Source organism: Bacteroides caecimuris (assembly GCF_001688725.2).
Lineage (GTDB): Bacteria > Bacteroidota > Bacteroidia > Bacteroidales > Bacteroidaceae > Bacteroides > Bacteroides caecimuris.
Genome location: NZ_CP015401.2, coordinates 3,515,525 through 3,541,477, shown reverse-complemented (window position 1 = coordinate 3,541,477; position 25,953 = coordinate 3,515,525). Strand labels below are relative to the sequence as shown.

The 25,953-nt window shown below is 43.7% G+C and carries 17 protein-coding genes and 1 tRNA gene; 10 read left to right on the top strand and 8 right to left on the bottom strand.

The annotated features are described in order from the left end of the window. Positions 1-2 precede the first annotated feature (2 nt). A complete protein-coding gene (locus A4V03_RS15280) occupies positions 3-1,103 on the top strand; it encodes a glycoside hydrolase family 43 protein (protein ID WP_084081164.1) in 1,101 nt (366 codons plus the stop codon). Positions 1,104-1,344: 241 nt separating this feature from the next. On the opposite strand, the gene A4V03_RS15275 is transcribed toward A4V03_RS15280, so the two are convergent. From A4V03_RS15275 to A4V03_RS15260, 4 genes are read right to left on the bottom strand one after another with little or no spacing between them, the layout of a single operon-like run. Then, positions 1,345-3,645 (bottom strand): glycoside hydrolase family 3 protein, encoded by a 2,301-nt coding sequence (locus tag A4V03_RS15275; protein WP_065539524.1) that lies wholly within the window; start codon positions 3,643-3,645, stop codon positions 1,345-1,347. 16 nt (positions 3,646-3,661) lie between these two features. Further along, a complete protein-coding gene (locus A4V03_RS15270; protein ID WP_065539523.1) occupies positions 3,662-5,185 on the bottom strand; it encodes an alpha/beta hydrolase fold domain-containing protein in 1,524 nt (507 codons plus the stop codon). 33 nt (positions 5,186-5,218) lie between these two features. Next, the gene (locus A4V03_RS15265) at positions 5,219-7,279 is read right to left on the bottom strand and encodes a glycoside hydrolase family 97 protein (RefSeq protein ID WP_158213967.1); all 2,061 of its coding nucleotides are present in this window, start codon (positions 7,277-7,279) and stop codon (positions 5,219-5,221) included. Positions 7,280-7,292: 13 nt separating this feature from the next. Then, complete coding sequence (locus A4V03_RS15260) at positions 7,293-8,516, bottom strand: glycosyltransferase WbsX family protein (RefSeq protein WP_008026451.1); 1,224 nt, start codon at positions 8,514-8,516, stop codon at positions 7,293-7,295. A gap of 282 nt (positions 8,517-8,798) precedes the next feature. On the opposite strand from A4V03_RS15260, the gene A4V03_RS15255 reads away from it, so the two are divergent. The 9 genes from A4V03_RS15255 to A4V03_RS21460 all read left to right on the top strand — a co-directional run bounded on the left by A4V03_RS15255 (position 8,799) and on the right by A4V03_RS21460 (position 23,110). Further along, complete coding sequence (locus A4V03_RS15255; protein WP_008026447.1) at positions 8,799-10,754, top strand: glycoside hydrolase family 97 protein; 1,956 nt, start codon at positions 8,799-8,801, stop codon at positions 10,752-10,754. Between the two features lie 112 nt (positions 10,755-10,866). After that, positions 10,867-14,055 (top strand): SusC/RagA family TonB-linked outer membrane protein, encoded by a 3,189-nt coding sequence (locus tag A4V03_RS15250; protein ID WP_065539522.1) that lies wholly within the window; start codon positions 10,867-10,869, stop codon positions 14,053-14,055. 28 nt (positions 14,056-14,083) lie between these two features. Next, a complete protein-coding gene (locus A4V03_RS15245) occupies positions 14,084-16,084 on the top strand; it encodes a RagB/SusD family nutrient uptake outer membrane protein (protein WP_065540458.1) in 2,001 nt (666 codons plus the stop codon). 18 nt (positions 16,085-16,102) lie between these two features. Further along, positions 16,103-17,527, top strand: a complete 1,425-nt coding sequence (locus tag A4V03_RS15240) for a DUF1735 domain-containing protein (RefSeq protein WP_084081162.1) — start codon at positions 16,103-16,105, stop codon at positions 17,525-17,527. A gap of 147 nt (positions 17,528-17,674) precedes the next feature. Beyond that, the gene (locus tag A4V03_RS15235; protein WP_065539520.1) at positions 17,675-18,508 is read left to right on the top strand and encodes a fimbrillin family protein; all 834 of its coding nucleotides are present in this window, start codon (positions 17,675-17,677) and stop codon (positions 18,506-18,508) included. 39 nt (positions 18,509-18,547) lie between these two features. Further along, positions 18,548-19,999: a fimbrillin family protein gene (locus A4V03_RS15230; RefSeq protein ID WP_065539519.1), complete on the top strand. Its 1,452-nt coding sequence runs from the start codon at positions 18,548-18,550 to the stop codon at positions 19,997-19,999. A gap of 376 nt (positions 20,000-20,375) precedes the next feature. Then, positions 20,376-22,607 (top strand): glycoside hydrolase family 3 C-terminal domain-containing protein, encoded by a 2,232-nt coding sequence (locus tag A4V03_RS15220; RefSeq protein ID WP_065539517.1) that lies wholly within the window; start codon positions 20,376-20,378, stop codon positions 22,605-22,607. 25 nt (positions 22,608-22,632) lie between these two features. Next, a complete protein-coding gene (locus tag A4V03_RS20855; protein ID WP_157448005.1) occupies positions 22,633-22,785 on the top strand; it encodes a hypothetical protein in 153 nt (50 codons plus the stop codon). A 193-nt stretch (positions 22,786-22,978) separates the two neighbouring features. Further along, positions 22,979-23,110, top strand: a complete 132-nt coding sequence (locus tag A4V03_RS21460) for a hypothetical protein (protein ID WP_262483094.1) — start codon at positions 22,979-22,981, stop codon at positions 23,108-23,110. A 31-nt stretch (positions 23,111-23,141) separates the two neighbouring features. On the opposite strand, the gene A4V03_RS15215 is transcribed toward A4V03_RS21460, so the two are convergent. The 4 genes from A4V03_RS15215 to thiL all read right to left on the bottom strand — a co-directional run bounded on the left by A4V03_RS15215 (position 23,142) and on the right by thiL (position 25,941). Beyond that, on the bottom strand, positions 23,142-24,125 hold the full coding sequence (locus A4V03_RS15215; RefSeq protein ID WP_236588618.1) for an ISAon1 family transposase: 984 nt from the start codon (positions 24,123-24,125) through the stop codon (positions 23,142-23,144). Beyond that, positions 24,118-24,489, bottom strand: a complete 372-nt coding sequence (locus A4V03_RS15210) for an ISAon1 family transposase N-terminal region protein (protein WP_065537581.1) — start codon at positions 24,487-24,489, stop codon at positions 24,118-24,120. Before A4V03_RS15210 ends, A4V03_RS15215 begins: the two co-directional genes overlap by 8 nt. A gap of 175 nt (positions 24,490-24,664) precedes the next feature. Beyond that, a tRNA-Phe gene (locus A4V03_RS15205) sits at positions 24,665-24,737 on the bottom strand. 166 nt (positions 24,738-24,903) lie between these two features. Then, on the bottom strand, positions 24,904-25,941 hold the full coding sequence (gene thiL / locus A4V03_RS15200) for a thiamine-phosphate kinase (RefSeq protein ID WP_065539516.1): 1,038 nt from the start codon (positions 25,939-25,941) through the stop codon (positions 24,904-24,906). Between the last annotated feature and the right edge of the window lie 12 nt (positions 25,942-25,953).

Here is a 25,953-nt window from a genome sequence, read left to right as displayed (position 1 = left end):
TTATGATACGTCTTATACATATTGTGGGGATATTGGCTTGTTTGTTCAGTAACTTCTCCTGCCAGTATAAAGCAACGACATTTCACGCATCGGGAACCATAGATTCTGCTTCCTGTTATACGAATCCGCTTTTGTCGATTGGCGGTCCGGCTTTTGGTGCCCTGTTTCACAACGGTATGTATTATTACATTCGCGGAGTGGATGATAAAATCTGTTTGTGGGCATTGAAAGACATTACTGAAATAACGCATGAACCTACCAAAACGATATGGCCGGTGAATGACAGTCAGTCTTATTCTCATATCTGGGACCCACAGATACATTATATCAATGGAAAATGGTATGTGTATTTTAGCATGGACGACGGCGATTCGGACAACCGCCAGTTGCATGTACTGGAAAATGCTTCCCCCGACCCGTTGGAAGGAGAATTTGTATTGAAAGGCAAAATTTCTACCGATCCTCACAATAATCTTGCTATTTACGGGCATCCGTTTGTACATAAAGGCAAACTGTATTTGCTTTGGAGCGGCTGGAAAAACAAGCGTATCTTTGAGGAAATGCAATGCTTGTATATTGCCGAAATGTCCGACCCGTGGACGTTGGCGTCCGAACGTGTCCTGATATCTGAACCCAAGTATGAATGGGAATGTCAATGGGTGGGAACTGATGGGAATAAAGCTGCCTATCCGGTCTACGTCAACGAGATGCCTTTTCTTTTTCATTCCCGCGATAAAGACAAACTTCTTGTTTATTATTCCGCTAGTGCCAACTGGACTCCCTATCACTGCATAGGATTATTAGTTACCAGTGCCGACAGCGACCCACTTTCTCCGGCCTCATGGACTAAATTGTCTGAACCGGTTTTCAGGCAATCGCCCGAAAATAACGCATACGCTCCCGGCAATATATGTTTTGTCCCTTCGCCGGATTATAAAGAGTGGTATATGCTTTATTTGGTGCGTAATTCACTTCATGATATGCTTATGGTGGATAGCCGTTCTTTACGGATGCAACCCATCGGTTGGGATGAAGAAGGTCTGCCTTTGCTGGGCAAACCGGCAAAAGAAGGAGAAGTGTTTCGTAAGCCTTCCGGACTTTAATGTACATATACCCCATTGTCTTCTATAGGAACAATCATTGTGCCACTTAATAGGAAACGACTGTGTCAAGCAATGGAAACAGTTGTGCCAAGCAATGAGAACAGTCGTACCAAGCAATGGATAGCAACCGTGGCATGCGGAACCATTACTTTTAGAATAAAAAAGAAGTTCTGCACGTGTCCAGCGAGTGAATCAGCCGACATACGTGCAGAACTTTTATTGAAAACTGAAAAAGGAGGTATTACTTGTATTTCTTCACCCGTTCGTCGTCTATCACACCCTTCCAGTTCAGTCCGTACGTATAATCGTACACATGACCGTCGGCATCGTGATAACAACGCATATCATGTGGAGTATCCTCTGCCTGCTCCTCTACTGTGCGCATGTCTGCCGGCATTTGGAAAGGTAGCAGGGCGGAAGGTTCCGCTTTTCCTGCCATCAGGTCGAGAACCGTCTGACGCTGTACGTCGAACAACAGAAACAATGCATCGGCGTAAGGCTCTATCTCACTCAACACAGGAGGATTCAGTACATTGATGGCTACAATCACCGGCTTTTCTCCCATGCTCTTCTTTGTTTGGATGACCAGGTCCATGTCGCTCTTGTTGACTGTCTTCACGCTTTTGCCTCGATAGCTGCGGTTGGTGAAGTCCTCGTACGGGTCGCCACCGGACAGACTCTGTGCACGGGCATGAGTGGCGGTATAGTCGCTGTATTGCAGGCTGATAGGGCGATAACCCGTATCTTTTCCTGTGCGTGCAGCTTCTTCGTCGAAACCGTAACCACTGTTGGGGGATTCGATGAATACGATAGCTGCGTCAGCTTCTTGCGGAGTGGAAACCAGCTCGAAGTATCTTTCCACCAGTTCCTTGCTCAGCGGAGTGATGTGCTGTTCCTCAATACGTCCACCCCAGAAGTCAATGTAGGAGGGGACATAACGCTCAGGGATATACACTTTCTTCTTTCCTTCCAACGGCAGTACGCTTGCATGGTTCTTTAGCATGACAACGCTTTTCAACTGGGCGTCGTATCCTTCCTGCATGAATTCGGGACAGCCTACCACTTCGCTTGTGTGTGCCGGATCGAGATAAGGGTTCTCGAACAAACCGGTACGGAAGATATTGGTCAATAAACGGCGGGCGGAAGTCCGCATACGTTGCTGCATCCATTCTTCCCCCTGTTTTTCCACTCCTATATGGTAAGCATCGAGCACAGGTCCCCGGTCGTTATTTCCACCGAATTGGTCGACTCCTGCCATCAGAACTTTGTAATGGCGTTCTGCCACGCTTTTGGTTTCCATGCCCCATGGTTTTCCTTTGCAGGCGTATACTCCTACTTCGTCATGCGTGATTCCCCAGTCGGAGCAAATCACTCCGTCATAGTTTTGTTGTTCGCGCAGCATATCCTGAATAAACTTTCGGCTGAATCCACTGCCTACACCGTCCGGTTCGAAACCTACGCAAGCGGAGTAGTCGGGCATCAGGGCAGCCGATACCTTGGTTTTGCCTTCCAGCTTAAAAGCGCCTTCCGTGAAAGGCAACGTATGCAGTTCGAAATTGCCGTTGGGGAAAACAGCGTATTTTCCATACCCCTGATGACCGTCGCGTCCGCCTTCGTTGCATGCTCCGGTGCCCGGCCAGTGTTTCACCATTGTGTTTACACTGTGCCAGCCCCATCCGTCACAGATTTCCGCATCACCTTCCGATGTCTGGAAACCGTCGCAATAGGCACGTGCCATATCGGTAGCAAGTTTGGTACCTTCTCCCATTGTATAGCAAAAGCGCATCCATCGCGGGTCGGTTCCTACGTCCACCATCGGAAAAAGGGAAGTGGCGAACCCCAGTGCCCTGTATTCGATGGAGCCTATTTCCGCAAAACGTTTCATGATTTCGGGCGAGAAAGTGGCGCACATGCCCAAACTGCCCGGCCACATGGAGATTTTGCCACCTCCGCCGGCGTTGAATTCCGCATCTGTCCGCGATGAGTGGCGGGGGTCGGAAGAGTTATTGCACGGAATGCCGAATCCTAGACCTTCCACATAACCTTGTGCCGCATTGTTCCAACGGGCAGCCGTTTCCGGGCTTTCCACAGAGGTGATAAGCACGTGGCGTACTCCGTCCTTCTCGAGAAACGTCTTTTGTTCGTCGGTCAGTTCCCAGGCAGGCATACCGCTTTCGGTATGTGTTTTGCCGTTATAGACGTTTCTGTTCACGGGGATGGTCTGATGACTGCTGTACAGCATAAGCCCTGCGATGTCTTCCATGCTGAGTTGGGCGGTCAAGTCCGCCACACGTGCATCTATCGGTTGTCGCCAGTCTTCATACACGTCTAGTCGGCCGTTGCGGTTCAAGTCTTTGAATGCGTAGCCGTCCTGTTGGATAATAGTGATTCCTGACGTTGGACTGTATCCCAATGTGGCGCCGTCTTTTTGCGTTATCAGATGATATCCGTCTGCTACGGATTCCGTCCATCGCTGTCCGTTGCAACTGCATAGCACGCAGCCGGACAATAAGACAGACAAATATAAATTGTTCCTTTTCATATATTATTTTTACTTTTTAAAATGACTTCAACCAGTCTGAAAGTTGAGACATTAATTCCTCATGATGTACAAAAGAGCCTAGATTTCCCCATCCATGTCCGGCGCCCCATCCGTTGCTGCTTTGCCAGCTGACTAATTTTGTAGGTATCCCTTTATTTATCAATGCCTGATAGTAGGCTTTGCCGTTTACAGTGGGAGGAACTTCCGTGTCATCTTCGGTGAATGTAATGAAAGCACGTGGCGTATCTGTTTTTACCTGTTTTTCGTTAGAATAAAGTTCCATTTGTGCCGTTGAAGGGTTTTTACCCAAGAAGTTTTCACGTGACCATGCATGTCCTTGGGCTCCCATTGTAATAACCGGATAGAACAGGATCTGGAAGTTGGGATGTGCATCTCCTGTGGAGTGAGTGGCAATAGTTGAAGCTAAGTGTCCCCCTGCGGAGAATCCCATAATTCCCACATCATCTTTGTTGACATACCATTCCTTCGCATGTTCGCGAACACGTTTGATGGTTGTTTCTGCGTCAGCGATTGGCAATTGGCAGTTACCTGCGGGAAGTGTATATTTTACCACAATTAAGGCAATTCCCCGTTCGTTGAAGAATGAAGCCCAGCCATTCCCTTCATAATTGTCTTCCGGTTCGCAATACCCGTATCCACCACCGGGGCATACCACAACGGCTCGTCCCATAGAAGTGTGGGAGGCAGGTAGAAAAACGAAAGTTTGAGGATTATCTAATGTGAACGAACGTGCGGCATAGCTGGGTGCTGTGTCGTCGTCTTTGATATGAAGTAAGAACGCTTTCATAATTTCCTCCGCTATTCTTTTCATGCCTTTATCATTGGGATGGGCTATAATGAAATCTTTCGTTATCGTATAAGGTTTTCCGTCTAAATCATACAGAATATCTCCCGTAGAAGGGCGAGTGACACCCACTTGGTCGATTCCTCTAAGGTCTACATAAGGAATTCCATAAGCTGTTGCCGCTTGTTTGATAGCCGCCTCTTTCTCGTCGTCCTTCCAGAAACAGCCGGTAATAAACACATGCTTCGCTTGTTTTTTGCAATAACTCACCAACCGGCCTATTGCCGTTTTAAAAGCCGTCTTATCTTCTACATTTTCTCCCAAACGAATGACTATGACATCTTTGTCTTTACAATGCTGGTCCAGCAATGTATTCAGGTTCATGGACAGATTGCGCTCCCAATCGGCTATGTTTAGTGGAGTCACTTTTGAGCCGGGACGCTGTTGGCACAACATTCTCTCCAGTTGATGGCAATAGTCGTTCTCTTCTTTCGAAGCTGCCATTCCCCAGGCAGAGAACCATTCGATACTTGGGGCGTATTCATGGCGTGTGATGGAATTTCCCAAGCATAATACTTTTAATCCATTGGAGGTATCCTCTTTGTCATCGTCATCGTCTTTATTGTCTGTGCCTGGAGTCTCCTTTGGTGGTTCGTTTATCAGCGAATCGTTTTTACTGCAACTTTCAGTTAATAAACCGCACAATATAAAAAACAGAAAAATAAATCTCTTCATATACCTTATTTAATTTGTTATTTAAAGTTCAACTTATTTCTTGTAGATACGGGCTGCAAATCCGCCGCCATTCTTCATCTCTATTGATAACTGACGGCTGTCGGAGATAGTGATGAGCTCTCGTTTGTAGCTTGTAGCATCCGTGTTGGCGTTATCGCCGTCTTTGAATATTTCAGCTTCGTATGTGCCTGAATCAAGGAAAGAAAGGTCAAGTGTCAGACTGCGCGAATCTGTCCGATTATTCAGTGCACCTACAAACCAGTCTTTACCGTTTTGTCGTGCAATGGATATATACTCTCCTAATTTGCTGGTCAGTACCTTTGTCTCATCCCATACGGTGGGGATGGAAGCTAAGAATCGGGCACATTCTTTCTCTTTCTCGTACGTTGTGATGTTATCCGCCAGCGTACCCAATCCGGAGAAGAATACGATGTAGTCTGCTATTTGTCGGCATCGGGTACCTTTGCTTATTGGACGGTCGTGGTTTACTGTCCACTTGCTATGAGAAGCGTTACGCATCAGCCCCGCAGTGTAGTCGGTGGGGCCTGCCATACCGCGCAGGAAGGGGAAAGTGACGTCATAAGTTATCCAGTCGCCATTTCTGCCGCCCTCATATTTCAGATGTTCCTGTCCTTTTACTGCTTCGTATGCAAGTATGTTCGGATAGGCACGGTGCAGTCCGTGGGGAACAGGAGAACTGTGCAGGTTGAGCAGGAGTTTGTATTTAGCTGCCATTTCCGCTATTTTCCATTGCAGGTCAATATATTCTTGGTCGCTACGTTCAAAGAAGTCTATTTTTATACCTTTGATACCGTCATTGCTCAGCCTTCTGAATATGTATTCAAACGTGCTGTTATCTGCCTTCTCCAATACATCGGAGAAGAAAGCCGCTTCCATCCACACCCATACACCTATGTTACTCTTTCTAGCTTGTTCGATGACATCTTTTAAGCAAGAATCATAAGAAAAATCGGTTCCCCACATATTGATACTTCCTGCATCGATAGTGATGTAAGGGATACCCATTTCTTTGGCAAAGTTGATGTGGTATATGTAATTTTCTAAATGGATACCCGGGGTACCTACTCCATCAAGAGAATAGGCTGTCATCCAGTCCCATGTGCTCATGCCGGGTTTAATCCACGACGTGTCGAACAATTTGCTGCGTGCTGGTGCCAATTTGTATATCATGTCGTTGTCCAGCAACTGCGACTCCTTGTCCATCACCATGAGGATGCGCCAGGGGAATGTCATGGAACCTTCGCAACTGGCAATATATTTATACCATTCGGAAGGCCATTTGTATGAACCGTCACGATAGGCACTTCTGACACGTTCCTGTTGATAACCTGCCAAGTGATTGCCCGGCATTTTGCGAATGAACATACTTGGGTAGTTTTTAACATTCGCTTCAGCGATACACAAGATTTTCCCTTCGCATTTCACCATCAACGGCAACATAGCTAACTGGCATCCGCCGGAGATTTCCTTGATATCATACTGATAGAAATTCTCATAGCTGTTGTTTGCGTTTCTCTGCCATGTATCTGTAGCTCCCGGACTAAGAGCGGCTGTCATAGTGAAGCTGGAGGGGAAACTGAAATCCACTTCTTCCGATAGGACCTTGAAATTCTTTTTCCGCTCTGATTCGAAGTGGTAAGCCATTCCTTCGTTGTAAGCTCTGAACACGATGCGGAACTCTTCGGAGAAGTGCAATGTCAGTTCATTGTAGATATCATTCACCGATTTTCGGATATAAAACGGCGAATCAATGGTTGTGTTGACCGATTCTTTGGTAGAACCGATGAAAGTAGAACCTTTTCCCCAGGTTTGTCCGTCGTCCAGTGTCATGGAGACGGGGGATGCGTTTACCACTGTTACACCATTGTGTGAGACGGTATACGTGATATTTCCTTCAGTCGAAATTTCCACTTTTAGCCCTCCATCGGGTGACTCTAATGTCGTGTCCTTACCCATAGCTACAGGTGGCTGTGGTTCCGGCTCAATTATTTCATTCTCATTGCTATCTTGGCATGCACCGAAAGTTAGCGACAGAAACAGGAGTCCTAACATTCCAAATTTTCGTTTCATCATAATATAGTACTGATTAGTTTTTATTTCCAAAATTCTCATATTCACCGTTCATCACTTGTTTTACGGCGTTCAAGTAACCGAAACCGTTCTTCATATCGGGCAGGAGATAGCTGCCTTCCACCCATTCGTTCCAAGAGTTGATTGTAATCAGTTTGGGACGTCCAGGGCGTTGGTCTACGTACTCTTTCGTCTTTTGCAAGAAAGCAGCAAAACTTTCGGGCGAATCGTTATAATGCACGATTTCATCGGCTTTTTTGTTCGGGAACCGGGGGGAATCATCCCAACCGATAGATGCATTCGGGAAGAAAGGAACTCCGAGCGAATCCAGTGCTTGCGTCCACTGTTCCCTGCGTTGCATGGCTTTTGTTCCCCATGATACATAGTCTTCTTCGAAAGGCCATCCCCAGTTGTATTTTGTTACACTGTTGACGCCTACCGTAGCCACCATTTCCATAAATTCGGGGAAGGGGAAGCCATCACCGATAAGCTGGAGATGTAAATTCGGGAATCCGGCTTTTTTCACCTCCTCTCTGAAGTAATCCATCGCCTTCTTCACTCCTTTGGCATCACCGAAGTTCTCGCGCAATTCGTAGTAACCGAAAATGGAAAATACCGGGCAACCGTCTATTTTGAAATAGTTTGGCTTGTGGAAATATTGGCGTATCACCCGTTCTACGATGATTTTGAAGTTATCCCAGTCTGCCGTACCGTTCCATAGACGCGATTTGTCATCCTTGTACCGGTGTACATTCCAATAATTGTGTGCCACGTGGTGATTGGCCCACATCAGGTAGAATTTCATTTTTTCGTTATTCTTGGCTTTCAGGAATCCGTTGTTGACGGTGCTTTCCAGAAAAGGCTGTCCATCATACCAGTACCAGTCGAAGATAAACATATTGATGCCATGGGCGGTTGCCACATCAATCCATTTCTCCATTACTTGCGTGTCATCATCCATTTCATATCCCCACAAAGGTACCTTCGGCTGGTAGTGTCCTTCGAAACGGGGATTACCTTTTTTGATGACTTCCCATTCACCGATGCCTTCTCCCCATAGAGTGTCTTGTCCCATCGGGTCGTTGTGGCATGACGGCCAGATATAAGCTGCCACATAATAGTCATCTTGTTTCTCAGTTTGTCTGTCTACTTTTTGAGTGGACGGGGTACATGAGCAAATTGCTGTCATAGCTGCCGCCATACAGAAACTTCTCCATGCGTTTTTGGTGATTGTCCTCATAAGAAATTTGCAATTTTAATAAATATAATAATGTGCAAATGTATAAATTGCCTAGGATTATAAAGGCTAAAATTTTGCCTATAAAGGCTAAAATTCTGCCAAACGGATTTGTAGACAGGGGTAGAGGTAGAAGGTTTGTGAAAGGAGTTCTGAGTATAGCGTAGAATATACAAAAGGCAAAATTTTGTCTTTTTTAGGTAAAATAATCGCCTATCTTGCAAATTTAAATATCGTATTTTGCAAACATTAAAATTAAGTTATGTTGATAAAAAAATCGATAAAATGAAGAAGATACTCATTGGAGTGATAGGGGTGCTCATTCAACTTGCAGTCAGCGGTGCTGTCTACGGGAAAGTACTGAACGTATATTCTCCCGACGGTACTGTAAAAGTCAGCATCGAGCTGAAAGATAAGATTTATTATTCAGTCTTTACCGGTGATGATATATTATTAGATAGGTGTACGATGGGGATGACCCTTTCCGATGGTACATTGGGAGTAAAACCTGTGCTGAGAAAAGTGCGGAAAGGCACGGTAGATGAAAGCAGGAAGCGGGAGATTCCCCTGAAAAATGAAACGGTGCGCAATCATTATAATTATTTGCGCATGAATATGGCGGGAGATTATACTGTAGAATTTCGTGTTTTTGATGACGGTGTAGCCTATCGTTTCATTACTGATAGAAAAAGTCCGATAGAGGTAGTCGGAGAAGATTTCAATATCAACTTTCCTACCGATTATCGTGCCTGTTTGGGTGAAGCACATGCTTTCTCCACCTCTTATGAGTCTGTTTATACCTGTATGCAGACGGAAAGTTACCGGAAGGATGATATCATGGCTTATTTGCCGGCATTGCTTGAAACGCCCGGTGGTTGTAAGATTTTGATATCGGAAGCCGACCTTACCGATTATCCCTGTATGTTTCTGAAAAGTACAGGTAACAATGGAATGTATGCCTTGTTTCCCAAATGTCCTGTCCGTTTCGAGGACGATAATGATTACAAATTCAAAATTTTGGAAGAAGCCTCGTATATTGCCCGGACGTCAGGAAAAAGAAGTTTCCCCTGGCGTTTCTTCGTGATTGCGAAAAACGAAAAGGTATTGGTTGAGAATGAAATGGTATATAAACTCTCAGCACCCTGTGAACTTGCCGATTATAGTTGGGTAAAACCTGGTAAATCAAGTTGGGAATGGTGGAATCCCCGTATTTATGATGTAGATTTCAGAGTGGGTGCCAATACGCAGACTTATAAATATTATATAGACTTTGCAGCGGAGTTGGGGTTGGAATATACATTGATGGACGGTGCTTGGATGGCAGCCGCCAGTGATCCTTGGACTCCTCATCCGGAAATCGATCTGCCGGAGGTTATCCGCTATGCCAAAGAGCATAATGTGAAGATTCTGCTTTGGCTGAGTTGGCTTACAGTAGAAAAACATTTTGACCAATTGTTCGCCAAGTATGCCGAATGGGGAGTAGCAGGATTAAAGATAGATTTTATGGAACGCAGCGACCAGTGGATGGTGAATTTCTATGAGCGTGTAGCTAAAGAAGCAGCCAAACACAAACTCGTAATCGATTTCCATGGTTCTTTCAAGCCTGCCGGACTGGAGTGCCGTTACCCCAATGTGCTTTCGTACGAAGGAGTGGTAGGTATGGAGATGGGCAAGCGTTGCGATCCTGCGAACAGCATTTGGCTGCCTTTCATCCGTAACACTGTAGGACCGATGGATTTTACTCCGGGAGCCATGAATAATGTTCATCCAGAAGAAAACCATTTTGATATATGGACGCATGGGAATCCTGCCGCTTCGGGGACACGTGCCTATCAGATGGCACTGTATGTAGTATTTGAAAGCGGGCTGCAAATGTTGGCGGACAGTCCTACGTTGTATTATCGCGAACGTCCCTGTACGGATTTCATAGCCAGTGTTCCTGTGGTATGGGATGAGACGAGAGTTTTGGATGCCAAGTTGGGCGAATATATAGTTATTGCCCGTCGGAGTGGAGATAAGTGGTTCGTGGGGGCTATTACGAATGGTGAGCCGCGTACTGTCACGGTCAACCTCGATTTCCTTTCTCCCAATAGGGATTTTCATCTGACCGGCTTTGCCGACGGCATGAATGCCGACCGTTCGGCGATGGATTACATAAGGCGGGAGTCAGAGATTCGCTCTACTTCTACATTGACGTTGAAGATGGTTCGCAACGGAGGATATGTGGGAGTGATTGAGTAAATTAATTATTTATCAAAATATTTTTTCGATCAGATTAAATGACGTGAACCGGACAGGTTTCACATGAAATAAAATGATCAAAAAACTATTGTTAACTTTAATAATTTTCAGTATGGATTTAAATTCATTGAAAAAGAAGCAAAGAATGGTGGTTGCCTTGCCATTGTTTGCTTGTATTCTCGGCAGTTATCCGTTGGATGCCGTGGCTGAGAATAGTGGTATTCCTGTGCAAGAGGTTTTGCAAAACAAAGCTCCATTGAAACGCACTTTATATGGAACTGTGATTGATGCTACCAGTGGCGAGTCACTGGTAGGGGTTAATATCCGCGTTAAAGGTAGTGACCGAGGTACTATTACCGACCTTGATGGTAAATTCAAATTAGAGGTGACTAACAAAACGGAATTGGAATGTTCTTATATCGGTTATAAGAGCCAGACGGTAATAGTAGGTGATTTGGGCGTTATCCAGATTAAAATGGTGTCGGATAATGAAGTATTGGATGAAGTTGTGATTATCGGTGCCGGTACGCAGAAGAAAGTCTCAGTGACAGGTTCTATTGCCAGCGTGAAAGGTACTGTCCTGAAAGCTCCGTCTTCTTCATTGACCAACAACCTTGCCGGTAAATTGTCTGGTGTGGTTGCAAAAACGAATAGTGGTGAACCGGGAGCAGCTTCCGATTTCTATATTCGTGGTATCAATACGTTCGGTGGCGTAGCCACACCTTTGATTTTGCTCAATGGAGTGGAAATCTCATCCGGCGACTTGAACACGATTCCGGCAGAAACAATTGAAAGTTTCACCATACTGAAAGATGCATCTGCAACAGCTATTTATGGTAACCGGGGTGCGAATGGTGTCATGTTGGTGACAACGAAAAGCGGTTCTGAAAATACGAAAGCAACCGTGAACGTGTCGTTGGAAACTTCTTATTTCCAGCCAATGAATCGTATTGAGTTTGCAGACGGTCCTACTTACATGCGCAAGTTTAACGAAGCCCGTCAGGCACGTGATTATGATGACGTTTATAATGCCGACCAAATTCAATACACTGCAGATGGAATCAATCCGTACGCATATCCAAACGTGGACTGGTATGATACTATATTTAAAAAAGGAAATTTTAACCAACGTGCTAATGTTAATGTACAGGGGGGTGGTTCAAGAGTTACCTACTTCCTAAGCTTGCAGGCCAACCACGATACAGGTTTGATGAATACGCCAAAGAACTATTTCTATGACACTAACTTCAACACGTGGGAATATAATTTTCAGAACAATATCTCCTACAAATTATCCAATACAACAACAGTAGACCTGCGTATCATGACACAAATGGGACATCGTAATGGTCCTGAGTACTCTACTGCTGATATGTATAAAAGTGTAATGGCCACCAATCCCGTATCGTTTCCTGCTGCTTTTCCAGCACAAGAGGGGGACAGGGGGCATATCCGTTTCGGTAATGTAGTATTAATCCCGGGAGTATATGGTGAGAATCCATATGCCAATATGTTGAAGTCGTTTCAAGAAGTCAATTATAATACAATGAACACTTCTTTGAATGTGGCTCAGAAATTAGATTTCATCACAGAAGGACTGAGTGCGAAGGTATTGGTTAACTTTAAAAATTATTCACACTCCAAATATAAACGTTCTATCGACCCTTTCTATTATCAGATGAAAGCGAACTCTTTCGATCCGGAAACAAATGAGTATGATTTGGAAGCATTGAAAACCGGAAAATATTTTATTGAAGAGTCCGATCACAAAAAAGAACAGGACCAGACTTTCTATTTGGATGCACGGTTGGACTGGAAACGTAGTTTCGGATATCATAATCTCACCGCCATGGCAATGTACATGATGCGTGAATATCGCAATTCCATACTTCCTAATCGTAACCAAGGTTATTCAGGTCGTATCACTTACGACTATGCCAATAAATATCTTGTAGAGTTCAACTTCGGATATAACGGTTCCGAACGTTTGGCTTCGGGTACACGTTTCGAGTTTTTCCCTGCTGTGTCTCTCGGATGGGTGGTAAGTAACGAAGATTTCTGGGAACCGGCTTCAAAGTATATCAACCATTTGAAAATCAGAGGTTCTTACGGGCTGGTTGGTAGCGATCAGTTCAACAAAGATGCTCCCCATTTCCTTTATTACAATCAGATTAATTTCGCTCCTAATGCTGGTATAAATGAGTTCTACGACAAAAGATTAATATACTCTACCGGTATGCCGGGTAGTACGATTGTCCGTGAAGGACCTGAATTCAAAACTCTTGCCATACAGAACGCAGGTTGGGAACGTGTGAAAAAATTAAATGTCGGAGTTGATATTTCATTTTTCGATCAAGTGAATCTTACATTTGATTATTTCTATGACCATCGTGACCGGATTTTGATGAAGCGTGCTTCTTTCCCCAGTTTATTGGGATATGGAGGGTATGTGCCTTGGAGTAATATTGGTGAAGTAATCAACAAAGGTGTGGAAATAAGCCTAAACTGGAATAAACAATTCGGTAAGAACTGGTTTGTTGATTTCCGCGGAAACTTTACTTTCAACCGTAATAAATATGAATATGCTGACGAACCGGACTATCCGTATGTATGGCAGACGAAAACCGGCAAACCGTTGAATACACTAACCGGATATTTAGCCGACGGATTATTCAGCAGTCAAGAAGAGATAGACAACTGGGCGGATCAGTCGCAATTGGGGGGGAACAACCTGCGTCCGGGTGATATCAAGTATCGGGATATTAACGGTGACGGACAAATCACGGAACAAGACCAAGTAATGCTTTCTCCCTATGCAGACATTCCCAATATTCAATACGGTTTTGGCTTAAATCTAACTTATAAGAAGTTTGATTTTGGTGTATTCTTCAATGGTTCTGCCAAACGTAAGATTATGATTAATGAGGGATATGCTCCTTTCCAAAGCGGAGGAGGTGACGGACATTCAGGGCAAACTCTGCCGACTAACTTGATGCAATGGATTGCCGACGGGCATTGGTCGGTAGATAATCCGAATCCAAATGCGGTTTATCCCCGCTTGGGAACAACTATCAGTGACATTCAAAATAATATTGTGAAGAGTTCCTTCTGGATGCGCAATGCTAATTTTTTACGGTTCAAAACACTGGAATTCGGTTATACATTCCCTCATTGCCGTGTTTATTTCAATGGGGACAATCTTGCAGTGTTCAGCCCGTTCAAATTATGGGATCCGGAGCTTGCATGGAATGCCTACCCATTGCAGCGTACTTTCAATCTTGGAGTACAACTTACATTCTAAATGTACAATTCATAAAAATAATTCAGATATGAACATTTTAAAGTATACCAATCGATTCATAAAATCAGGTTTTGTCGGCATAACCTGCCTGGCCTGTTTTTCTTCATGCAATTACTTGGATGTCATTCCTCCGGCACAACCGGACATGGAAGATACGATGACAGACAAATCTGCAACACTGGGATTTTTATTTTCCTGCTATGCTCCAATACTGGAGTTTCATACATATAATATCAATTATCTTGAAAATGGTTCGGACGAGACACTTTATCCACTGACGTGGTCAGGGCAATGCCAGAAAATTCAGTTTGGTACAGCTAATACAACTGATGGTATCGGAATGTGGTATACATGGTATTCTGCATTAGGGCAAGTACATCGTTTCCTACAACAGATTGATATCTTAAATCCGGTCGGAGTGACAGAAGATGATAAAGACGAATACAAAGGCGAGTGTTACTTTTTGGATGCATATTACCATTTCCGATTGCTGAATACTTACGGCCCCATTCCTATCGTTTCGGAAATGATGGACCCTAACATAACTAAGAATGAGATGCCGGGACGTTCGCACTTTGATTATTGTGTGAAATACATTGTTGATAAACTTGATCAGGCTGCCTATCTGCTTCCCGATAAACGAGAACTTAGTGATGCGGGACGTGCTGATGCCACTATTTGTAAGTGTATTAAAGCCCGTGTGCTACTTTATGCCGCTTCTCCTTTATGGAATGGTTCGTTCTACGATAAGAGTTGGAAAAATAGCAAATACGAAACTCCGGGATATGGTAATGAACTGGTAAGTTCTCAATATGAACGAAAAAAATGGGAAACTGCATTGACCGCGTGTCAGGAGGCTTTCGCAGCTGCCGAGAAGGCGGGTTATAAATTGTTTGATATAGAAACCGCTAATTCGATAGCTGAAAAACAAAAAGTTCCATTGCCTTTTATACCCGGCAAAGAAGAAGATACACCGGAGAATGAGTTGTTTAAAGAACGTGTTCGTATGTTCCAGTATTTGGTAGCTTCGAACGAAAGTGACGGAAACAACGAACTTATTTGGGGAGTGAACACAAAGCGTATGGGACCGACGGACTATTGGCCTACACTTTCGCAAGCCCCCAGAAAGATTATCAAAACGAACGGAACTACCTGGCATTCAATGAGTGGTTGGTCTTTCAATGCGCCGACGCTGAACACCGTACAGCGTTTTTATACGGAAAATGGGAAACTGCCTGCTGACGATAATGATTTCTATCATAAAAGCGAGTGGTATACCCGCTTTTATGAGGGTACTTCGAGTCCGGCTTTAGAGAGAGATGATATTGATAAGGAAGACGTAAAGAACGACATTATCAAGTTTAATGCCGCCCGGGAAGCTCGTTATTATGCGTGGATTGCTTTTGACGGTTGCCAGTATGCTACGAATATACGTGATGGAGAACCGCTCTGGCTCAATCTGAAGAATAGTGCTACGAATGGATATGTGCTTAATGACCGTAACTATACCGGAACAGGATTTATGACGAAGAAGTTTATGACACCCGATATCAAGTATGACAAGACGAACAAAGTGACGGGAACTCCTACTCGGTTGCCGTTTGTCCGTATGGCGGAACTATATTTGAATCTTGCCGAATGTTATGCGGCATTAGGGAATAATAAAGAGGCCTTGAAACAACTCAATTTCGTACGCAGACGTGCCGGTTTTGATGACTTGGAAGAGGCGGATATGCCAAGGATGAATATGAGTGTAGTCGATTTGATTCGTAACGAACGTTTTGTTGAATTGTTTAAGGAAGGACATCGTTACTACGATATGCGTCGCTGGACAATCGCTCCTCAAGTATCTGGTGCCGGTAAAATTTATGTTTTGAACAACAACAAGGTAGATCCTACTTTTGAGGAATTTAATAAACCGATATTAGCGGAACAACCATTGAGATGGTATAATCGTTTGTATTTACTTCCACCGGATGACACGGAAATATACAGTAATCCGCAGTTAGTGCAGTCTCCCGGTTATTAATATATAAAAGAATACATTATGAAAACTAAGTTTATAGGAATTGCAAGTATGCTTGCCTTGTTGGCGGCTTGCGAGCAAGATAAATATGAATTGGACAATTTGGTTCCTGAGGAGTACAATAAAGTGTTGTATATAAAAGAATACGGAACCCCTGAAATCACTTTATACAATGCTGATGAGAAGAGTACATATTCTTTCTCTGTCAATCTCGGCGGTAAGGACTTTATGGCGCAGCCGGCTGCTTGCGACATCCATACGCTGACACAGGCAGAGGTAGACCAAAAATACAGCATTCCCGAAGGGACCAATTACAAGGTACTTACCAAAGGCTACTCCATTGACAACTTGCATTTGGATTTTGCAACGGAAGAGTTCTACAAGCAGGTTACTGTGTCCATGACACCCAAAGTCATTGAGGATGAAATAAACACTGCCCCCAATTCTACATGGGTATTACCCATATGTTTACGTAGTGAGAGCGACCTGGTGAATGCTGCAAAAAATGAGATATTTATGAAAATCAATGTCGTTAGTCCGTCTGTAGGCTTCAATAGTGCTGTCGAACGGATTGTACAGTATGAGAATGGCACTCCTCACGTCAACTCGGTTGAATTTGGTATTGATGCGGAAAACCAGTGGGGACTTACATGCACATTTGAGGTTGATAAAGAATATGCGGCTGCAATGTATCCTACGTATCAGCTATTGCCGGCAGAATGTTATGAATTTTCCGAAAATATACAATTGCGTAAGGGACAAAAGACTGCCGATTTATTTATAACCTTTACAGGTGTGAAACTGGAATGGGGTGATTATGTGCTTCCGATTCGTATGAATAGTGAGCCTGTTGCTTCTTCATCGGAGAAAAATATGCACGTATTGGTTATTCATCATAGCAGTAACTGGGAGATTACAGGTAAATATGAAGAAAGACGATATAATTCGGGTGGCAAATTCAAACATCTTTTGGATGGTGATCCTGAAACATATTGGGCAAGCCATTGGGATGGGCCTAATGCAAGAGACCTTCCTCCTGTCTTGGTTATAGATACGAAAGAAGAGCATTCTTTCGGTAAAATCGGATTTATGCATATAAATAATGATGGTCAAAAGGATAAGCATAATTACCAACTTGAGTTTTATGTTAGTTCCGATTCCAGAACCTGGTGGAATTTTGACCATGAGAAATTTTGGGAAGGAAAAGAAAGTGGAGATGTCGACTGGACTGAATATGGATGGAAGACAGATACTAACTGGGAGAATCAAACCAACTGGGTGCCTGTGGGCAAGGTGACAGAGATGAAGAGTCTGCATCACCCCGAATATGAATATTTTGATTTGGACAGTAGCGTGAAAGGCCGGTACTTCATTATCAAAGTGACATATAGTGGTACTCGGGATATGGTTGAGTTTGCAGAAATCGATCTTCAGACGGTAGATTGAATGACAACTCTTAATTGAAAGAAGCAGCTTTGGGACCGTTCATATATGGTCGGTCCCAAAGTGATTCTTTGGAGCGAAGTCTGAACAGATTATTATTTCGCGAATGGACTTTAATTGATTTTTAAACTTCTTAATCTTTTAGATAATATGAAAAAGATTTTTTTGTCGGCAGCGGTTATTGGACTACTTGCAAGCTGCTCACAGACAGAAGGACTGTCTGTCGATAATTCTACGGCAGATAGCCGTCAGATACAACTTTCGGTGGGGGTAGGCGACTTGCAGACGCGTGCCGGTTATAACAGTGAAAACTTAGAACAGTTCCAGTTGATTATCGACAACCCCGGAAATGCGGAGTATAACTACAACATTCTGATGCAAAAGGGCGATGATGGGTGGAATACTTCCAGTGGCGAGGCATTGATGTGGGACCCCAATACTCCGAATATAACAGTATGTGCCTTTGCGCCTGCTAAAGACGACGTGCAATTGACAAACGGAAGTCTTGAAGTAAAAGTTCCCTCTAATCAGAGCACGGAAGATGCTTTGAAGACGGCAGACTTTCTGTTGGCGAAGAGAGCGGTCAATCTTCAAAATGAGGATGGCAGACTTGATATCAAATTGAAACATAAATTGTGCAAACTGATTATCAAACCCGTTAGCGGTGGAGTTGCAGCACCGGTGGACAACCTGAAGGCGAATGGCGTGATTTTAAGCGGAACTTGCGATTTGACGATGGCAACACCGGCTGTAGTAGCCGCTTCTTCTGCCGGCACGGCAAGCATCACGCCTTTCAAGAATGCGGAGGGAGCTTACGAGTGTATTCTGTTGCCGCAAAATGCCGGAACGTTGACTGTTACTTTCAATATCGGTGATGCGGATTATGAATGGAAATCTGATGAAGCTCAACTCACGGAGGGTACTTGCTATACTCTGACGATGGATGTGGTTACTTCTGAATCGGATCTGGAGGCAATCAAATAGGCAGATAACAATTAGTCACTCAATTAAGTAGAATATACAATGAAAACATTCAGATATTTTTATTTGCTTGCAGCTCTTACTGCATTTTCGGCTTGCAGCAACGACGACGATGAAGTGCAAGGACAAGGTTCAGCGACAAATGCTGACAAGGTTCTGATAAACGCTGTGGTGGACGGCAATTCGCTGTTCACGCGTAGCAACCCTATGGGGGCGAATGATGCCAGCCAACAGACATTTAATCAAGGTGACAAACTGGCGGTTGGATGTGGCGATGAGCTCCCTGTGGTATACACGATGGGCGCGGATAAGAACTGGGCAACCGAAGGGGAAAACGGCTTGGCATGGGCGGAATCTTATCCGGAAGCGGTAGCTTATCATGCGTATTATCCCGCAGTGGCGAGTGTCTCTTTCAACACTTTCATTCTGCCTTCCGACCAATCATCGAACGAAAACATCACCAATGCGGACTACATGACCGGTACGACGGAAATATCCGAAAGACCTGCTGACGGTGTATTGAAACTGAATATGAACCGTCGGATGGCACGTGTTATCATCAAAATAGCCGGTGTAGAAGATGGGCTGGGCAGTGTGACGTCACTGATCGTCAACTCTCAGTATGCCGCCATTTCTCCGGTGAACGTGGAAGGCCCCGTGAAATCCATCACACCCTATGCAATGGACAATGATACGTATGCCGCTTTGGTAATACCGGGCGAGGGTAGCAATACGGAAACGTTTGTTGAAGTAGGAACGACGACTGGCGGTACAAGAAAGATTACAGGCATCAAACCAGCCGAAGCCGGTAAAAGTTATACTTACGACCTTTACGTAGGTGAACGTGGCGCCACACTGTCCGATCCGATTGTGGAAGACTGGACCGAGGGTACGTTGCAGGGAACTTTGACTGTAAAGGAAATGAAACAGCTGGATCGTACCGGATGGACGGCTACCGGTAAATATGAAGAAAGACAATGGAATGAACCGGGCAGTTTCAAACATTTAATTGATGATAATTCAGAGACATTTTGGGAAAGTGATTGGAACGGTCCTAATGCAAAGGACGTACCGCCTATTTTAGTCATAGATACAAGGAAACTCCATGCTTTTACGAAAATAGGATTAATGCATAGACAGAATGATAATGAAAAGGATAAACATAATTACAAAATCGAGTTCTATGTTAGCTCTGCCTCTAAGACTTGGTGGAATTTCGACCATGAAGAATATTGGAACGGAAAAACAGGAGGGGGAGTTGACTGGCAGGAAATGGGATGGAAAGATAGTACTGATTGGGAAACCCAAGAAAATTGGATAAAAGTAAGTGATGAAATAACGATGCAAAGTCTCCATAATCCTGAAGTAGAATATTATAAATTGGATGGCACAAAAGCAGGACGATACTTTATAATAAAGGTTGTGGATAGAGGAATGCGAGGTTTGGCAGAGTTTGCTGAGATTTATTTATATGGAGAAGAAGTTTCTGAATAACCACATTCTATTTATACAATAACTAAAAGCATCCTTTTTTCTTTAGATATAATTATCAAAGAAAAAGGATGCTTTTTCTGTTGAGGACTTTGACTTGTTTTGATTTATGTGACTAACAGGGGTACATTCCTTGGTGTGTGCGTACCACCCAATTTGTTTAGGGGATGTAGCAGATAAAACTGTTGGATGAATGGTGAAATGGTTAAAAGCAAAATATTGTCTTTTTTAGACAAAATATTCGCTTTCTATCTATTAATAAATGTGTTTATTTGTGGGTGTAATACATGTTGGTATGAAATTTACATGTTAATTTATAATATATATGAAAAGAAAAATGACAATTTTAGGGATACTTTGTATGAGTATGCCAATCGTAATGGGACAACAAAACTCATTTAGTGATCGAGAACAAAAAACATCCGATATTGCCGTTTATTTGGATACGAATAGACCAATCGAAGAGCGAGTGAAAGATGCATTGAACCGGATGACCCTTGAAGAAAAGGTGAAGATGATTCATGCACAGTCTAAATTTAGTTCGGCAGGCGTTCCCCGCCTCGGAATCCCCGAAGTATGGGCTACCGACGGTCCTCACGGTATTCGTCCGGAAGTGTTGTGGGATGAATGGAATCAGGCGGGATGGACAAACGATTCCTGCATCGCTTACCCTGCATTGACTTGCCTTTCCGCCACCTGGAATCCCGAAATGTCTTATCTTTACGGAAAAAGTATCGGTGAGGAAGCCCGTTACCGGAAAAAAGACATCTTGTTAGGCCCCGGTGTGAACATCTACCGTACCCCTTTGAACGGACGTAATTTTGAATATATGGGCGAAGACCCATATCTGTCCGCCACAATGGTAGTTCCTTATATCAAAGGAGTGCAGGAGAACGGCGTAGCCGCCTGCGTGAAGCACTACGCGCTGAACAATCAGGAATTCAACCGCCATACCACTAATGTGCATCTGAGCGATCGTGCCCTTTATGAAATATACCTGCCTGCTTTCAAGGCTGCCGTTCAGGAAGGCGGAACTTGGTCGATTATGGGCTCTTATAATCTCTATCAGGGAGAGCACGCCTGTCACAACAAACGCCTGCTCAAAGACATTCTCCGTGATGAATGGGGTTTTGATGGTGTTGTAGTGTCCGACTGGGGAGGTGTTCACAACACCGAAAAGGCTATTTACAACGGCATGGACTTGGAATTTGGTTCATGGACAAACGGACTGTCTGCCGGAACGAGAAATGCGTATGATAATTATTACCTTGCTTTCCCTTACCTGAAACTGATAAAAGAGGGTAAAGTAGGAACTAAGGAACTGGACGAAAAGGTTAGCAATATCCTTCGTCTGATATTCCGTACTTCAATGGATCCGCACAAACCGTTCGGCTCTTTAGGCTCTCCCGAGCACGGACAAGCCGGACGTCAGATAGCTGAAGAAGGAATTGTATTGTTGCAGAACAACGGAAACGTATTGCCTATCGATTTGAATAAAACGAAGAAAATAGCAGTGATCGGTGAAAATGCTATTAAGATGATGACTGTGGGCGGTGGTAGCTCTTCTTTGAAAGTGAAATATGAGATTTCTCCGTTGGATGGACTGAAAAGCCGTGTGGGTTCAAAAGCGAAAGTGGCGTATGCCCGTGGATATGTAGGCGATCCGACAGGAGAGTATGATGGCGTGAAAACCGGTCAGGATTTGAAAGACAACCGTTCGGAAAACGAACTGCTTGCAGAGGCTTTGCAAGTGGCTAAAGATGCTGACTATGTTATCTTCTTCGGTGGCTTGAACAAGAGCGATCATCAGGACTGTGAAAATTCGGATCGTGCTTCTTTAGGTTTGCCTTACGCGCAGGATAGAGTGATAAGCGAACTGGCAAAGGTGAATAAAAACTTAATTGTTGTCAATATCTCCGGCAATGCAGTGGCTATGCCTTGGGTGAATGAAGTGCCTGCTATTGTTCAGGGGTGGTTCTTGGGTTCGGAAGCCGGAACTGCTCTTGCTTCCGTATTGGTGGGAGACGCTAATCCTTCAGGAAAACTTCCTTTCACCTTCCCAGTAAAACTGGAAGATGTAGGTGCTCATAAACTGGGCGAATATCCCGGTAATAGAGAAGAACTGGCACAGTCCAAACATAGAGGGGACACCATTAATGAAATCTATCGGGAGGATATTTTCGTAGGTTATCGCTGGGCGGATAAAGAGAAAATCAAACCGCTGTTCCCGTTCGGACACGGATTGAGCTACACTACTTTCGCCTATGGAAAACCCTCGGCCGACAAAAAAACAATGACAGCCGATGATACCATTTCTTTCACAGTCAATGTGAAGAATACAGGCACTCGTGAAGGTCAGGAAGTTGTTCAGCTTTATATCAGTGATAAGAAATCCTCGCTCCCTCGTCCGGTAAAAGAGTTGAAAGGTTTCCGGAAGGTGAAACTGGCTCCGGGAGAAGAGAAAGCGGTAACGCTGACAATTGATAAGAAAGCATTAAGTTTCTTCGATGATGCAAAACACGAGTGGATAGCCGAACTGGGCAAGTTTGAAGCGGTTATCGGAAGTTCATCAAGAGATATTAAGGGAATTGTTGTGTTTGAATTAAAATAAGATCTGTCTCTTCCGTAAGGAACAGATGACGCGAAACTGTTTGCAACAGGATGAACAGGAACTGCTTCATTTCTGGCATTTGACCGAAGAAGCCTACGCCGACCTGCTGGATTTGCTCACTTATGGAGAGACGGTCAGTGTGTGGGACGAGAATGATCGGGGTATTCTTTATTTTTAGATAATGCAAACTAACAGTGTAAATTTAACAGTCTTCTTATTACTGATAGACTACCATCTTCTCATACATTTTATTTCTACTCATTAATTGCCGACTATGGTTGTCCACCTGGCTGACTATAGTCGGCTGATTGGACAACAATAGTCGACTAGGTGGACAACTGCAGTCGGCTTCTTAGATGCAAGCTGTTCAATTGGACAAGATTGACACTACCGATGCGAAGGTTACGGGCGATGAAAATGCAAACAGTGGAGGCTGTGAAGGTGTGAAGAGCGTGAAGAAAAGACTTTTAACGCAATCCCCCAAGTTTTCGGCTCAGTTGTAATTCTTGGGGGATTAATATTTGTAACTTCCATTTATGCATATACCTTTGCTAGCCTAAAAAGGAAGAATCTCATATCCACGACTCCTCTAAATGATGCCCTAAATGCTTTGATTTTATCATTAAATGCTTCTGCAGCTGCATTTGTGCTCCTGTTCACAAAGAAGTTTAAAATCCTTTCGTAATGGTTCTCAATAGAGTTTGCTACTGTTGTGAATGTATCGTATCCATATTCTTCAATCTTATTATACCATAGTGCCAGCTTTGCTCTTGCCACATCCTTGTCATAGTTTGTGGAAAATATCTTTCCCAACTCCAATGAGTAGTAATATACGTGCTTAATATCTTCAAACTGCTTGAAAAGTAATTCTGCCCTGATTTTCTGACTCTTGGTCCATTTATCAGGTGATTTAAATAATAAATATCTGCTTCTGGCCAATAATTGCCTGAGTGTATCTCCGTTTTCGAGTTCTTCCGCTTTATATACTTCCCCCTTCTCTTTTGCCGCTTTCATGGCTTTATTCTCCTCTTTTATCACTTGCCATCTATATGTAATGCGCAACTCTTGTACAGCTTCATATACAAGTTTTTGTACATGAAACCTATCAATCACCTGCATGGCACGTGGAAAGCACGTTTTCGCAATCTTTTGCATGCTCCCTGCCATATCCAGTGTGATTTCTTTGACTTGATTCCGCAGCTCCTGTGGCATCTTTGTAAGTACCGCAATGATATCATCGGTTTTAGTGCCCTGAATTACAGCTATAATAGAACCTTTCCTGCCTCGCTTATCTCTATTTATTAAGATGGTATAAAGATCTCCCTTGCTTAAAGCCGTCTCGTCAATACATAGGTGATAACCCATATTCTTTGGATAAAGGATATACTCTTGGGCATGTGCTCTCTGATCCCAATTCTGGAAGTCACTCAGGTGGTCTTTATATTGGCTTTGAAGCTGTTTGCCATCCATGCAGTAATGCTCGGCTACACTTTGGCAGCTAACAGCGTGATTATCCAAGTAATTCTTTTAAAAAAGCACCGAACTCAGCGGTTATGCGAGTACCGGTGGCTACCAAACTCCAGTCACGACTATACGTCTGCCCGGTGGATGGATCTTCCCAGCGACGACGCTTGATACGTAAATAAACGGCTTTACCACGGATAGGGAAGTCCTGAACTTCAATCTCAGGGAGGAAACCTTTTGAGTGAAGATGGAGATCAGAGTACTCGGAAGGAATAGTGGCTTTCTCCTCTAAATAAAGAATAAAGCAAGTATCCTGAGATACATGATTGACTAGGGTGAAGTAATCAAGGATTCCTGAAGGCAAGAACAAGCTTAAAGAAGCAACAGGATCAATCGTTTGGGAAGAGGATGTTTTCATGATGCAAAAGTAAGAATTTTAACGCAATCCCCCAAGTTTTCAGACTGAGCCAAGTTTTCAGACTGAGCCCATTTCCAGATACTCGAAGGCTGGAATTTGCGTATTGGAGTATAAAAGAAACCCCATTGAAATGACTGAATTTCAATGGGGTTCTGAGAAATTACCGAATCGATAGTGGTGCCACCAGGAATCGAACCGGGGACACAAGGATTTTCAGTCCTTTGCTCTACCAACTGAGCTATGGCACCTTGTGCTGTTCGGTCCGGTAATATCTCTTTTGCGATTGCAAAGGTAGTGAAACTTTTGGATTCTGCAAGTTTTTTAGAGATAAAAAAACACTGATAAAAAGCTAGTTTGCTTATTATCAGTGTTGTATGGTATGGAATAAAAAATATTTCAAGTATATAATGAAATCTATTGTTTATCTTCCTTTAATGGATTCCATCCCTGTGCTTTTAATTCGAATTCCTGGCCGTCACGGGTAATTAATGCACAGCCAAGTTCGGGTTTGGTGATATGTCCGATGAGGCGCACTCCTTCCATTTGTGATACTTTCTCATGATCGGCGATAGAAACAGTAAAGAGTAGCTCATAATCTTCTCCGCCATTCAAGGCACAAGTCGTCAGATTCATGTTAAACTCTTCAGCCATAACAGCCGTCTGGTAATCGATTGGAATATGTTCTTCGTACACGCGGCAACCGGCATTGCTTTGTTTGCAGATATGCATCAATTCTGATGACAGACCGTCAGATATGTCCATCATAGAGGTTGGAACAATATTGGCGGCAGCTAGTTTCTCTATGATATCCTTACGTGCTTCCGGTTTTAACTGGCGTTCTAACAAGTACTCTTTGCCGGTAAAATCCGGTTGAATGTCTTTATCACCTTTTAGTACGACTTTCTCACGTTCCAATAGTTGTAAACCCATATAGGATGCTCCCAGATCACCGCTGACGCAGATTAAGTCAGTTTCTTTTGCTCCATTGCGGTAAACCACTTTATCTTTGTCGGCATCACCGATACAAGTGATGCTGATAGCAAGCCCTGTAAGAGAGGAAGTTGTATCACCTCCTACAATGTCGACATTATATTGTTGGCAAGCCAGGCGAATACCGGAATAAAGCTCGTCCATATCCTCTACGCTGAAACGCTTGGAAAGTCCAAGAGATACCGTAATCTGCCGGGGAGTGCCGTTCATGGCATAAATATCGGAGAAATTAACGACTGCTGATTTATATCCCAAATGTTTCAAGGGAACATAAGTCAGATCAAAATGCACACCTTCCATAAGCAGGTCGGTTGTTACCAATACTTGCTTTTCTGAAGGGTAGGAGAGAACGGCGGCATCGTCGCCTACTCCATATTTACTGGATTCGTTTTCTAGTTTGATTCCCTTGGTGAGGTGGTCAATCAGACCAAACTCACCGAGAGATGCTATTTCAGTTCTCATAAATCGGGGTAA

What these genes read in the sequence shown, in the direction of transcription:
- A4V03_RS15280 (WP_084081164.1), top strand. Translation starts at nt 3, where the DNA reads ATGATACGTCTTATACATATTGTGGGGATATTGGCTTGTTTGTTCAGT.
- A4V03_RS15275 (WP_065539524.1), bottom strand. Translation starts at nt 3,645, where the DNA reads ATGAAAAGGAACAATTTATATTTGTCTGTCTTATTGTCCGGCTGCGTG.
- A4V03_RS15270 (WP_065539523.1), bottom strand. Translation starts at nt 5,185, where the DNA reads ATGAAGAGATTTATTTTTCTGTTTTTTATATTGTGCGGTTTATTAACT.
- A4V03_RS15265 (WP_158213967.1), bottom strand. Translation starts at nt 7,279, where the DNA reads ATGATGAAACGAAAATTTGGAATGTTAGGACTCCTGTTTCTGTCGCTA.
- A4V03_RS15260 (WP_008026451.1), bottom strand. Translation starts at nt 8,516, where the DNA reads ATGAGGACAATCACCAAAAACGCATGGAGAAGTTTCTGTATGGCGGCA.
- A4V03_RS15255 (WP_008026447.1), top strand. Translation starts at nt 8,799, where the DNA reads ATGAAGAAGATACTCATTGGAGTGATAGGGGTGCTCATTCAACTTGCA.
- A4V03_RS15250 (WP_065539522.1), top strand. Translation starts at nt 10,867, where the DNA reads ATGGATTTAAATTCATTGAAAAAGAAGCAAAGAATGGTGGTTGCCTTG.
- A4V03_RS15245 (WP_065540458.1), top strand. Translation starts at nt 14,084, where the DNA reads ATGAACATTTTAAAGTATACCAATCGATTCATAAAATCAGGTTTTGTC.
- A4V03_RS15240 (WP_084081162.1), top strand. Translation starts at nt 16,103, where the DNA reads ATGAAAACTAAGTTTATAGGAATTGCAAGTATGCTTGCCTTGTTGGCG.
- A4V03_RS15235 (WP_065539520.1), top strand. Translation starts at nt 17,675, where the DNA reads ATGAAAAAGATTTTTTTGTCGGCAGCGGTTATTGGACTACTTGCAAGC.
- A4V03_RS15230 (WP_065539519.1), top strand. Translation starts at nt 18,548, where the DNA reads ATGAAAACATTCAGATATTTTTATTTGCTTGCAGCTCTTACTGCATTT.
- A4V03_RS15220 (WP_065539517.1), top strand. Translation starts at nt 20,376, where the DNA reads ATGGGACAACAAAACTCATTTAGTGATCGAGAACAAAAAACATCCGAT.
- A4V03_RS20855 (WP_157448005.1), top strand. Translation starts at nt 22,633, where the DNA reads ATGACGCGAAACTGTTTGCAACAGGATGAACAGGAACTGCTTCATTTC.
- A4V03_RS15210 (WP_065537581.1), bottom strand. Translation starts at nt 24,489, where the DNA reads ATGAAAACATCCTCTTCCCAAACGATTGATCCTGTTGCTTCTTTAAGC.
- thiL (WP_065539516.1), bottom strand. Translation starts at nt 25,941, where the DNA reads ATGAGAACTGAAATAGCATCTCTCGGTGAGTTTGGTCTGATTGACCAC.